The following is an 11,455-nucleotide window of genomic DNA, read 5'->3' as shown; positions in this document are numbered from 1 at the left end:
GTAGGGATATATAAGAATGACCGTTACATGCAAAATCTAAAAAATGGTCATTGGCATCACTCATCGAGCCACTGTATTACTACAGGTCAAACCACTATTCGATAAGATTGATAAAGAAGATAGTTCAGGAACTTTAATTAACCAGCCAAAAACAAACAAGTTGCATATCATGAATCTAAACTGTTAATTCACTCACCTATCGTGAAGTTTTTATTTCCACAATCCAACAACTTAAATGAAGAAAGATCACATTATGTAGCCTATTAATAGCGATAGATCACCCTAAGATAACTTCTTACATTTTATAAAGATGAAGTTTGGATTGTTAGATAAGTACTCATAATGCTGCAATGAAAGCTCTTTGATTTTCTCCGATACAATACCTTCAGACAACTGAGAAACAACCAGACCACTATCTGTAATGGCAGTCATGATCTCCGTTAATGATCGCCGGTAAAAAGTAACTTCAACAGGTGTGCCCACAGTGTCCCAGACATCCTTCACAAGCTCGCGCTCAAAGTAGTTTCCGCTAGTTGAACACTCAAAATCAGCAAACGGATGATGCGTCGAGAAAACCATATACCCACCCGGTTTTAAAACTCTGCTAATGTCATTAAACAAGGTTGAAAGATCCTGTAAATAATGAAGAGCAAGCGGACAAATAATCACATCAACACTATTCGAGTTTTCTTTAGGAAGGCCGATAGACAAATCCTGAGCATAAGAAACGACTCTCTCGCCAAACTTATTTCTTACTAACTTAATCATCTCTTCAGAAGCATCAATACAGGTTATATTGGATGCGCGTTGCTGAATAAGAAACTCAGCATAAACACCTGAACCACATCCTAAATCAAGCACATCCATTCCCGACAAATCGTCCAGCATTGCTTGCAGAGACGGCCTTTCAAAATGGGCATTGTAAATATTGTCTTTCACCGCTGAATCGTACTTTTCAGCGTGCTTTGAATACATATCTGATGTCATAGGGCTTCCTAAATATACAAAACAAGGTATTTATTGCGCTGGTTGGGAGAGATTACAACATTAAAACAAGCAGGAACTTACCAGCCAACAGGCATCCAAGCAACCAAAAATAGAAATATCTTCAGATTAGATTCAGGCAGGTAAAGGTATATAAAAGAGCAATAAACCAAAGCTATAAGTTTCAACAGTTACACATAGTTTTCAGTAGTGTGCAGAATTGGATTCTGTTGGTTAAAGGGGTTCATGCCCCCTTAATATATTCGGCACTCACACAAAGTTGCTGCACTTTCATGCTAGAAAGTGTCTGATCATGTATATACTCTAATTTTGTATGACACCATTACTCACTGCTGGTGGCCAACTGTCCGCTAGTTTAAGCTTGGCATCGAAAAATGCTCTCAGGTTGGCATCAATCGATTGACCAACCGGATAGCCTTTAACTGTACCTTTCTCATCAACCATGGTGTAAGTAAGATCAGTAAAGCTCATATGACTGGCGTTGTTAAAGCTTAAAGAACACATAGGAACAGAGTCATTAAACAAGGCATCATTGAGACCTGGAAATGATTCACCGTAGTTGGAATAAAAGAAACATGCAGGTACCTGGAGTTTTTCATCCATAGTCCAATTAAACATTGCCCCATCAAGATTGATGCCAGCCTTAATTTCAGGGTTCTTATTAGCTAGGATTACCGAAACATTCCCTCCAAAAGAATGACCAAAACTGCCGATTGCCTCTAGATCCATATGTTGTTGTAATGGCGTAGGAACCGTTCCTGATTCAATTCCAGGTAATGCGTCTAGCAAAATCATGTTATTTGCATACCAAGTATCAAATCGGTCAATGAAACCATTTGCAAATTTCGCTGTTACTGCTTTACTAAGCGCCTCTTGCCACTCTAGTTGAGATTCAGCTTTAGACATACGTTTTAAGCTTGCTATCAAGATAGCCAGATCATCCTTTTCAATATTTCCATTAGTGTTTTCATTTAGCTGATAAACCACTTCCCCTGTCTCTCTTTCTATCGCCATCGTATCTTCAGGATGGCTGACCGCGAGTACTATGTAACCATGACTGGCTAGGTACTCAAACCGAGTCATGTTCTGACGCGGAAAGGTATTAAAGCCATGGTTATAGATTAATACAGGGTGTTTCCCCGAGGCCGCAGGCAGATCAACAAACGACCACGACGCTGGAAACCCTTTATATTCAGACTCAGGGAAACCATTATCCTTGAGTACCTTGGCAATCGCCGGGATCACATAGGTTGCTCGTTCACCAACTGCTTTTGATTCACTTGGGTACCATGCAGAAACTTGAATCCACCTTTCCTCTTCAGTGACCTCAAATTGATGAAACCCGATTTGATACTTGCCATCCGGCTGCGGAAATACAGCCGTAGGCTGATCAACAGTCTCTGCATGTACAACTGCCGGATATTGATAAATGCCGATTAAGCTGGCTAATACTAACCTCCCCACCCCTAATTTCCATTTCATATTAAAGATTCCTACTTCTCTCTGTTTATCGATATTCATACCAAAAAAGGCGATTACAACAGCTTGCAAAGACAAGACAATCACCAAAAAGCAAATATTTAATTAAACATATGCAACAGCATGCAATGTATATCAATTATATTAGACTAATCAATGAAAGAGAGTATTCTCATTTGTTATACGTGCCGAAGTGTGACAACGGTAATAACTCAAACGTAGGCAACTTAGATTCAGAATATGGAGTATTAATGATTCAATATCGAGAAATGGAGATCTCAGATTATCAAGGGGTAATTAACCTTTGGACAGCATCGGATGGCATGACTCTTCGTGACGCAGATTCACAAGAGAACATAGATATGTACCTTCAGCGAAACCAAGGGCTGAGCTTTGTCGCAATCCACAACAGCCAGATAATTGGTGCCGTTCTGGCTGGTACAGATGGACGTAGAGGGTACCTGCAACACCTGTCAGTATCATCAGCCTACCAATCACGAGGCATTGGTCTGAAGCTGATAGATCATGTCATATCAGCTCTCGGTAATATTGGGATATCTAAGACTCATCTGTTTGTTCACAATGCAAACGAAAGAGCCCAGCATTTTTATCAAAAAATGGGCTGGTTCCCCAGAGACGAAGTACGTATGTTTTCCTACAACTCATCGACAAACTCTGACATATAACTCGGTTGTTATGTAAAAGCATTAAGGTAATTTGAAATCTATATCCCTATCATAGAAAAATAGACATCAAAACGCCTTTAAAGCAACGCAATGTTATCTTTAACATTGCGTTGCTGGCAGAGCTAAATCCGCCCCCTTCCACAAAAGTGTGATGCACATCTAATTTACGGGTGAATAAATTATTATACAATTCGCGAAGCAGCACCAAAGAACAGCATTCAAAAGTCCACACCGTTTTTTGGTAAGATAAATGATATGGAAACCTTGTGCGTTGAACACAATGTAAGGTTATAAAGGAAAAATGAAGCCTACAGTTTTTTTTAGTTTGATACTATTAAGCGGATGTACTTCTTCTCAAGTTTCATCATTCGAAATACTCAGCCATGAAGTAAGCGATAACAGATATACTTTGATTGCCATTAGTGATAAAGAGTCTGTAATCTCAAATAATGAAGTCGATAATGTTTTCAAGAATAAAGCTAGCGAACTTTGCCCACATGGCTATTTATTTTCTGAGTCAGCAAAAGCTAAAGGCTCGAATGACGCATGGAAAAAGAGAAGCATGGAGCAATATATCAAAACCCACAAAGTGAAAGGTGCACATAGCTACTTTAAAGACATAATTTGCACAATTTAGTACTTAATTGACAAAACACCCAAGCTGAAGCTGTGACTCATCTTTTAATATCAATCACAGCACGTTGATTGAGTCATCGTGGCGCAACTTATGTTTAGCGATAGATTAAAGGAGATTAGGTATGAACAAAGCCAGTCATGAAGCAACTTGTCTCTGTGGCAAAGTAAGCCTGAAAATACAAAAGATCACGAATGAGTTCATCGTCTGCCATTGTGATACATGTAAAAAGTGGAATGGCGGACCGCAATTTGCGATGCCATGCGGAACAGATGTTGAAATTCAAGGAAATGAACATCTTTCAGAGTTCACGTCTTCACCTTGGGCAAAAAGAGGCTTTTGTCGCAATTGCGGAACGCATTTGTATTTCAAAATGAATCACTCAGGAAGCTACAACATCTTATTAGGTGCACTGAATCTTGATAAGAAAGAAAAACTACATATGTCAATGCAGTACTTCATTGATTTAAAACCAGACTATTACAGCTTTGACTGTGATAGCCCAGCGATGACTGAAGCTGAAGTTATTGAAAATTCAGCTAATAAGAACACACAGAGGCATCAAGTTGGCAATTCAAACAAAGAGGGAGATTTTGTTTGCTAGAAAAGTTAAATTCACTGATCTATAGCGCGTTGGGATTAAGGACTAAGCCCTTTATATTTCGTGTTTACGGGTTAGCTATAGTGTGGGCGTTAACCCTGGTTATTTTGAATCACTTAATATCTAATGATATTGCTGAAGTTTTTCCTACTCCAACTGAAGACGAAACTTCGGCAGCTTTGTTTTTCCTCTTAATTGATGCTCCTATTACTGAGACTCTAATATTTCAATGGTTTATACAAGGCGCTATTCGCCGAATAACCGGTAGCCCAAGCTTTTCTATTACATGTTCAGCGATTGTGTTCTCTCTGGTTCACCTGAATAATTCAGTATTGAATGCAACAGTAGTTATAGCCCTTGGGTTAGCACTGGCTTTAACTTATGAATATGTCAGAATGAGAATTGGAAATATCTCTGCACTGATTCTTGTCTGCATGGCACATATTTTCTGGAATGTGTTGGCTATTTTTGGTATTCCAGCATTGTTTACTCTATTTGGTTTGGGTTAAATTGCATCATAACTGAGTTTGCAACGACTACTTAATATTAGCAGTTAAAAAATATGGAACTCGTTATAACTTAGCAGAGCTAGTATTTCGAAAGGATCTAATATGTACAAAGTAGTAAGTTGTAAGGATTACGTTGGTGGCTTTGACAAAGCTATCACTTATATTCATAGCAAATGGGGATCACCTGAGAACCTCCCCTTTTACTATGATGCAGCAAAAAACGCTCAGATAGAGAAAGGCAAAATACCAAAGTTCTTCGTATTGCTTGAAGGAGATGAAATCATAGGCTGTTATGGCTTAATCGCCAATGACTTTATCAGTCGTCACGATTTAGCTCCCTGGCTTAACAGTTTGTTCATTGAACCAGAAAAGCGTGGGAATCGTTTGAGTAAATTACTCTTTGAACACGCAAAAACGGAGCTGAAAAGATGGGGCATCCTAGCGACTGGAGTGTCCCAACCCTGTCCCAACCCTGCCCCAACATTCGCACTAAGTTAGTGTGTAACGCGTCAGCTAACTAAAGCTTAAGTACGGTACAGCACCTTGATGATGTGATACCCAAACTTGGTTTTAACCGGACCAATTGGCTCTAGTACTTTGCCGGTGAAAACGGCTTTATCAAATGCCGGAACCATCGCACCTTTACGGAACTCGCCCAGGTCACCACCACGCTTGCCGGATGGGCAGGTAGAGTATTTCTTTGCCAGGGTCTGGAACTTAGCCCCTTTTTTCAGTTGCTTCAGAATGTCGTCTGCTTGTTCTTTATGCTTTACCAGAATATGTAGAGCTGCTGCTGTTGAAGCCATGATACAAACCTAATGTAACCAATATTAAACCGGTGAAAGTGTGCGATAAATCACTAAAAGTCGCAAGCGCTATCTCGATGAAATTACTTAACGCATAAAAAAAAGCCAGTCGATATGTCGACTGGCATTCTTGTCTGTTCGCTTAGAGGCAGATTACTGCGTCTTGAAAATCTCAGCCGTTTCGAGATTGGTCATTTGACGGATCTGGCGCCAGATGAAATAGAAGATCCCCATCATCATCACCATCGAAGGAATAGCAATCATTGGGTAGCTCATCAGGGTCAGCTTACCCAACTCTTCATTGAAGGCTTGAGAACCCGACGGGCTTGTCACGATCATCGTTGCCAATACATAGTTCATCACCGAAGAGAACACGAACGTACCAGAGAACAGGTAGTTTGATTTAGCCAGGCAACGCTGAAAATCTTTCTCTTTACCATTCTCTCCCAACTTCTCTTTAATCAGAGACAAGTTTAGTACCGTGTCGTTGAACAACATTTTGCTCACTACCGGATACTTGGTAAATGTCGAGATAAAGACTCCCAATCCAATCAAGCCTGGGATAAGCGCCTCTTTCACTGCCAGCCACTTGGCATCGAGCTCCAACAAGCCGATACCACCAGTCAGCAATACGCTGACGAAGCCAAGCAACGAAATAAAGTTAAACTTCTTGTACTTAATTAACTCATAGCCACCAAAAACAATCGGGAATGCTAAAGCGACAACTAACGCGCCAACTGATCCCAGATGCTCGTCTCCACTCAATTTCATGAGGACAACAGACGGGACAATGACGTTAAAAATCAAATCAGTAAATGGGTTCGCTTTTTTTTCTGCCATAATCTCTTTCAAACGTTACCTAAAAGTTAATACCGTGCCATTGTTCCGTGAAACGGGGCTGGTGTAAAGGGTGTTGCAGTTACAAAGCGTAAATTATCATTCTTGATACGCATATTCTTCTGTTTACTGGCCTGCAAATTCGCTCATCCTCTCCCATACTCTATCAACATGTCTATGAATTACCTTGTTACTGTCATCCAGAAAAAATGAACAAGGAGCCAAGCAATGGCCAAGCCGCTAATCGCCAATAATAAACCCGTCAAAGTCAGCCTTGAAAAAGGTCAGGAGTACTACTTTTGCCGATGCGGCCGTTCAACAAAACAGCCCTTCTGTGATGGTTCCCATAAAGGTACAGGCATCACTCCACTCCCCTTTAAAGCCGAGCAAAGCAGCGAAGAGTACTTGTGTGCCTGCAAGCATACCGGAAATGCCCCGTTCTGCGATGGTACTCATAAACAGTTTAGTGGCTCTGACGTCGGAAAAGAAGGCCCAGGGGTAACCGCAACCAAGGATTCAATGCCGGTAGCCTCTGCCACAAAGGAAGAACCCACTGTCGCCTTTATCCATCAGCTTGCCCGGGAAGGATTATCGCAGATGGGGCATCACGGCCCGATGACAGCCATGGGAGTACCGCGTTATCAGCTTCCTGACTGGAATGATATTCAAATCATGGTAGCTCAAATGGCTACCAAGCCGCTGCTTGAAAATGCCAAGGTTGGCAAAGAGCTGGTCGTTGGCCCCAAAGCAAAACGTCCATTGGTGCTTGATATTCCTCTGCTTGTCTCTGATATGAGCTACGGGGCACTATCCGAGGAAGCCAAAACAGCCTTAGCCATGGGAGCTGAGATGGCCGGTACGGGTATCTGCTCCGGAGAAGGCGGTATGCTAGCAGAGGAACAACAGGCTAACAGCCGATACTTCTATGAACTCGCCAGTGCAAAATTTGGCTATCACGAAGGTCTGCTAAAAAAGGTACAGGCTTTCCACTTTAAAGGGGGACAAGGTGCGAAAACCGGTACGGGAGGCCACCTGCCTGCAGCTAAGAACACAGGAAAAATCGCTAAGACGCGTTGCTTGAAGGAAGGTACAGACGCTGTTTCTCCGCCCACATTTACCGACTTGAAAACCGTGTCCGACTTCGCCGAGTTTGCCGACAATGTCCGTGAGATCACCGGCGGGATCCCAATCGGCTTCAAGCTCAGCGCCAATCACATCGAGCGAGACATGGGCTTTGCCCTTGAGGCAGGAGCCGACTACATCATCCTCGACGGTCGCGGAGGCGGTACCGGCGCAGCGCCTCAAATATTTCGGGATCATATCAGCGTCCCCACTATCCCAGCCCTTGCCAGAGCACGGTATTTTCTCGACAGAACTGGTATGTCTGATCAGGTCACACTCATTATTACCGGTGGCCTGCGCGTTCCAGCCGATTTCGTTAAAGCCTTGGCACTTGGTGCTGACGGCATCGCTATCGCCAACAGCGCTATGCAGTCTATTGGCTGTGTTGCCGCGCGGATTTGTAACACCAACAACTGTCCAGCAGGCATCGCGACACAGAAAGAAGACCTGCGACAGAAATTAAATCCCGACAAAGCAGCCAAACAGCTCGCTAATTTTCTTACGGCCTCCACTGAGCTCATGCAAGTGATGGCCAGAGCCTGTGGACACTCCCATCTCAACGAATTCAATAAAGATGATCTGGCTACCTGGCACCATGAAATGGCTCGACTCGCTGGCATTGAATATTCCGGCTTTAAGCAACGCGAATAACAAGGCAACGGTTCTGTGAAATACTACTAACCTATTATAGTTAAAAGAATATACCTTGATATTCTGATATGCTGGTTTTAGAGCAAACGGCCATGCTCTATATTGCTCACTCTCAAAAAAGGACTTTAAAATGCTTAAAGCTGATAATACTGCCCTCGTCATTGTTGATGTCCAAGGGAAGCTGGCCCAGATAATGGATCAGAAAGATGCGCTGTTCAGTAACCTCGAAACCATTGTCCGAGGTGCCAAAATTCTTGAACTACCAATTGTATGGGTTGAACAGATCCCAGATAAACTGGGTCCGACGATTCCGCAAATTGCCGATCAGTTGCATGACCACCAGCCTATCGCCAAAAATAGCTTCAGCTGCTATAAGTCTTCTGCCTTTGTCGAAGCACTGGCTGAAACGCATTGCCAGAACGTTATCGTTGTTGGCATTGAAGCGCACATCTGTGTTTATCAGACCGTTCTCGAAATGCTCAGTGCAGGCTTCCATGTCGAAGTGATCACCGATGCTGTGTCATCACGAGACCCGCAGAACAAACACGTTGCCTTGAACAAGCTTCAGCATGCAGGCGCAGAGCTGTCATGTACGGAAATGGTACTGTTTGAGCTCCAGGAAGTCGCAGAGGGCGAACGTTTCAAGCAAATCCTGAGTATTATCAAGTAAGCTTTTTATAGCAAAAAGCCGATGGTTTCCATCGGCTTTAAATGCAGGCTATCCCCTTCCAATAGCCGATATAGCCTATCGTTAGTACCCCACACCTGCGCAATATGACGAGATAAATATCAAGCCCAGAGCAAACGTGATCACATGTAAAACAGGCTTACTTTTCGTCAAAGTCGGCATCAACCACACACCAACCGCAGCTAACAGCAACCCTAAGCTCAGAACATGCGCGATAAACGGTGATAACTCATTGTATGCTTCAGCACGGCTCGCAAGATCAGCAAGCTGGGGAATACCAGTAAAGAGGCAGACTACGGCAATGACGCTACCTAACAAAGGCAAGTAACGGTTAACCTCTTCTACTTTATGCTCTGCCCTAATCAATGCGGTATGGGCTAGCAAGGTTCCACCGCATAATGTTGTCGCAATAAAATGAACAGCTACCAACCACTGTTGGCTACGCTCTATCAAACCATGGCCAAAATAAAGGAAACCACTTATTAGAACAACTGCAAGCATCCCCTTTCTAATAGCATCACTACCTACTAGGGCTTTCTCGGCAAACCAGTAAAGCAAGGCAAGTACGAAGAATACGGTTGTCATCAACGCTTCAACACTGAAGCTGTATACCGAATGGGTATGAGACATCATCAAATTGATTTCGCGTAGGATCAACGAAGCAAATAGTAACATCCAGAGGACTGGCATCGTTTTATGCAGGCGATCACTTTGACCAAAGCACAACTTTCCGCTGAAAATCACCAAGCCCAAGACAATGAAAGATCCAATAGCAAGCTGAGCAAACACACTGGATAAAATAAATGGCCAATCAAACCAAGCCATGATCTACCTCTTCAATCTGACCCCTGTTTCGCCACAGGATGTTCAGAGATTATATGGAGTAATGAAAGCCGCGTATTGTGCCTGAAGCCGAACCGATGTGCCAGAATTGATAGAGTTAAGCGCATAGCCCAATACCTCAATCGTCAGACAATAATGGGCAAGCTCACAACAAAAGAATTTGCTTCAAGAAATAAGCATCATAAGATACTGCTCTGATCACAGGTTTGAGGCCTGACCATCAATTATCAGACAAAAAATATCGCTTAGTTGTTGACTAAAATCCTATCTATCCGCTATCTTATTTTTAGAGAAAAAATAAGTATCATTGGATTTGTACATTACGGTTGGAAGCGAAGAGGCCGCATTACTTTGCCACTCACTTCTGGAATTGAACAGATTAATTATTCAGAGACGCCTATGTTTGCAATAACTCACGTTGATGTATTTGATGGCAGTAGCATCCTTACTAATCAAGCCATACTCGTTAAAGGTGACACGATTCAAGCCGTTGTCCCGATGGATCACGCATCATTACCTCAAGAGACCTACGATGGTAGTGGGTTAACAGCAACAGCCGGTTTTATTGATGTTCAGCTGAACGGTTGTGGCGGTGTACTGCTGAACACTGATATCCGCAAAGAAACCCTGGATGTTATGAACCAGACCAATCTGCAGAACGGCACGACTCAGTATCTACCTACTTTCATTACTAGCGGTAACGACGCAATGCGTCAGGTCATCGATATGGTTGGTGATATTGATAACAGACCTGCAGAAGGTATTCTCGGCCTGCACCTCGAAGGACCTTTTATCAGTAAAGAGAAAAAAGGCGCTCACGATCCTATCCATATTCGTCACCTTGACGAAATGACGGCCTACTACCTGGCTGACCACGCCGATAAGATCAAGGTGATCACTCTGGCACCTGAAAACACCTCCCAATCTGTCATCGACATTCTCACCGAGGCGGGTATTACTGTCTCTCTCGGCCATACCAATGCCACTTACAAACAGCTTGATGAAAAGCACGGCATTACCATGGCAACTCATTTATACAATGCCATGAGCCCGCTTGGGTCACGCGAGCCCGGCGTCGTCGGGTACATTTTCGATAAAAAACCGCATGCCGGCATCATTGTCGACGGCATTCACTCTGATTTTGCTTCTGTGCGTATTGCCCATGAGATCATGGGAGAGAACCTGTTTATGGTCACCGATGCTGTTACCCCTGCCGGAACAGACATGACTGAATACGATATGGCCGGAACCAGAGGCTATGTCACCAACGGAAAGTGCCACTATGAAGACGGAACAATAGCTGGTGCTGCAATCACAATGATTGAAGGAGTGCAAAACCTAATCAATCATGTTGGAGTTAGTAGAGAGGAAGCATTACGGATGGCCAGCCTCTATCCAGCCAAAGCCTTAAAGATTGATGACCACTACGGTGTCATTGCCAAGGGCTACAAAGCAAATATCACCTTGCTGACACCAAACAACGAAGTTCACAGCGTGTATCAGATGGGTACCAAGCGCATTTGATAGGCAGTGTGAATCAATAAAGCCTAAAATATATCAAACATAAAAAAAGCGAGCCTTTAGCTCGCTTTTT

The 11,455-nt window shown here is 43.1% G+C and carries 13 protein-coding genes; 8 read left to right on the top strand and 5 right to left on the bottom strand.

The genetic code is table 11. The features are described 5' to 3' along the window. Positions 1-282 precede the first annotated feature (282 nt). Together L4D19_RS07485 and L4D19_RS07480 are read right to left on the bottom strand one after the other, a co-directional pair. On the bottom strand, positions 283-987 hold the full coding sequence (locus L4D19_RS07485) for a class I SAM-dependent methyltransferase (protein WP_428451921.1): 705 nt from the start codon (positions 985-987) through the stop codon (positions 283-285). A 321-nt stretch (positions 988-1,308) separates the two neighbouring features. Continuing rightward, the gene (locus tag L4D19_RS07480) at positions 1,309-2,562 is read right to left on the bottom strand and encodes an alpha/beta hydrolase (RefSeq protein WP_428451920.1); all 1,254 of its coding nucleotides are present in this window, start codon (positions 2,560-2,562) and stop codon (positions 1,309-1,311) included. Between the two features lie 173 nt (positions 2,563-2,735). Between L4D19_RS07480 and L4D19_RS07475 the strand changes: the two genes are divergently transcribed. The 5 genes from L4D19_RS07475 (at position 2,736) to L4D19_RS07455 (ending at position 5,412) form a co-directional block, all read left to right on the top strand. Next, positions 2,736-3,170 (top strand): GNAT family N-acetyltransferase, encoded by a 435-nt coding sequence (locus L4D19_RS07475; RefSeq protein WP_428451919.1) that lies wholly within the window; start codon positions 2,736-2,738, stop codon positions 3,168-3,170. Positions 3,171-3,471: 301 nt separating this feature from the next. Further along, positions 3,472-3,807 (top strand): hypothetical protein, encoded by a 336-nt coding sequence (locus L4D19_RS07470; RefSeq protein ID WP_428451918.1) that lies wholly within the window; start codon positions 3,472-3,474, stop codon positions 3,805-3,807. 121 nt (positions 3,808-3,928) lie between these two features. Further along, a complete protein-coding gene (locus L4D19_RS07465) occupies positions 3,929-4,408 on the top strand; it encodes a GFA family protein (RefSeq protein ID WP_428451917.1) in 480 nt (159 codons plus the stop codon). Further along, complete coding sequence (locus tag L4D19_RS07460; protein WP_428451916.1) at positions 4,402-4,914, top strand: CPBP family intramembrane glutamic endopeptidase; 513 nt, start codon at positions 4,402-4,404, stop codon at positions 4,912-4,914. Before L4D19_RS07465 ends, L4D19_RS07460 begins: the two co-directional genes overlap by 7 nt. A 102-nt stretch (positions 4,915-5,016) precedes the next feature. After that, positions 5,017-5,412: a GNAT family N-acetyltransferase gene (locus L4D19_RS07455; RefSeq protein WP_428451915.1), complete on the top strand. Its 396-nt coding sequence runs from the start codon at positions 5,017-5,019 to the stop codon at positions 5,410-5,412. A 26-nt stretch (positions 5,413-5,438) separates the two neighbouring features. Here L4D19_RS07455 and ppiC read toward each other — a convergent pair whose 3' ends face one another. Next, complete coding sequence (gene ppiC / locus L4D19_RS07450; RefSeq protein WP_007465584.1) at positions 5,439-5,720, bottom strand: peptidylprolyl isomerase PpiC; 282 nt, start codon at positions 5,718-5,720, stop codon at positions 5,439-5,441. Positions 5,721-5,873: 153 nt separating this feature from the next. Further along, complete coding sequence (locus L4D19_RS07445) at positions 5,874-6,560, bottom strand: VC0807 family protein (protein ID WP_428451914.1); 687 nt, start codon at positions 6,558-6,560, stop codon at positions 5,874-5,876. A gap of 225 nt (positions 6,561-6,785) precedes the next feature. On the opposite strand from L4D19_RS07445, the gene L4D19_RS07440 reads away from it, so the two are divergent. After that, entirely contained in the window at positions 6,786-8,330 is a 1,545-nt protein-coding gene (locus L4D19_RS07440; RefSeq protein WP_428451913.1) for a glutamate synthase-related protein, read from the top strand. Between the two features lie 130 nt (positions 8,331-8,460). Continuing rightward, the gene (locus tag L4D19_RS07435; protein ID WP_428451912.1) at positions 8,461-9,000 is read left to right on the top strand and encodes a hydrolase; all 540 of its coding nucleotides are present in this window, start codon (positions 8,461-8,463) and stop codon (positions 8,998-9,000) included. An 81-nt stretch (positions 9,001-9,081) separates the two neighbouring features. Here the strand turns inward: L4D19_RS07435 and L4D19_RS07430 are convergent, their stop codons facing one another. Beyond that, entirely contained in the window at positions 9,082-9,843 is a 762-nt protein-coding gene (locus L4D19_RS07430; RefSeq protein ID WP_428451911.1) for a DmsC/YnfH family molybdoenzyme membrane anchor subunit, read from the bottom strand. A 417-nt stretch (positions 9,844-10,260) separates the two neighbouring features. On the opposite strand from L4D19_RS07430, the gene nagA reads away from it, so the two are divergent. Beyond that, positions 10,261-11,385, top strand: a complete 1,125-nt coding sequence (gene nagA, locus L4D19_RS07425; protein WP_428451910.1) for an N-acetylglucosamine-6-phosphate deacetylase — start codon at positions 10,261-10,263, stop codon at positions 11,383-11,385. Positions 11,386-11,455: the final 70 nt, after the last annotated feature.

The organism is Photobacterium kasasachensis (assembly GCF_050336885.1).
GTDB lineage: Bacteria > Pseudomonadota > Gammaproteobacteria > Enterobacterales > Vibrionaceae > Photobacterium > Photobacterium kasasachensis.
Note: the sequence above shows the minus strand (reverse complement) of the source record. Positions and strands in the feature narration are given on the sequence as shown.

Bases quoted from the DNA above. Each gene is read 5' to 3' on its own strand.
- L4D19_RS07485 (WP_428451921.1), bottom strand. From the start codon at position 987: ATGACATCAGATATGTATTCAAAGCACGCTGAAAAGTACGATTCAGCG.
- L4D19_RS07475 (WP_428451919.1), top strand. From the start codon at position 2,736: ATGATTCAATATCGAGAAATGGAGATCTCAGATTATCAAGGGGTAATT.
- L4D19_RS07470 (WP_428451918.1), top strand. From the start codon at position 3,472: ATGAAGCCTACAGTTTTTTTTAGTTTGATACTATTAAGCGGATGTACT.
- L4D19_RS07465 (WP_428451917.1), top strand. From the start codon at position 3,929: ATGAACAAAGCCAGTCATGAAGCAACTTGTCTCTGTGGCAAAGTAAGC.
- L4D19_RS07455 (WP_428451915.1), top strand. From the start codon at position 5,017: ATGTACAAAGTAGTAAGTTGTAAGGATTACGTTGGTGGCTTTGACAAA.
- ppiC (WP_007465584.1), bottom strand. From the start codon at position 5,720: ATGGCTTCAACAGCAGCAGCTCTACATATTCTGGTAAAGCATAAAGAA.
- L4D19_RS07445 (WP_428451914.1), bottom strand. From the start codon at position 6,560: ATGGCAGAAAAAAAAGCGAACCCATTTACTGATTTGATTTTTAACGTC.
- L4D19_RS07440 (WP_428451913.1), top strand. From the start codon at position 6,786: ATGGCCAAGCCGCTAATCGCCAATAATAAACCCGTCAAAGTCAGCCTT.
- L4D19_RS07435 (WP_428451912.1), top strand. From the start codon at position 8,461: ATGCTTAAAGCTGATAATACTGCCCTCGTCATTGTTGATGTCCAAGGG.
- L4D19_RS07430 (WP_428451911.1), bottom strand. From the start codon at position 9,843: ATGGCTTGGTTTGATTGGCCATTTATTTTATCCAGTGTGTTTGCTCAG.
- nagA (WP_428451910.1), top strand. From the start codon at position 10,261: ATGTTTGCAATAACTCACGTTGATGTATTTGATGGCAGTAGCATCCTT.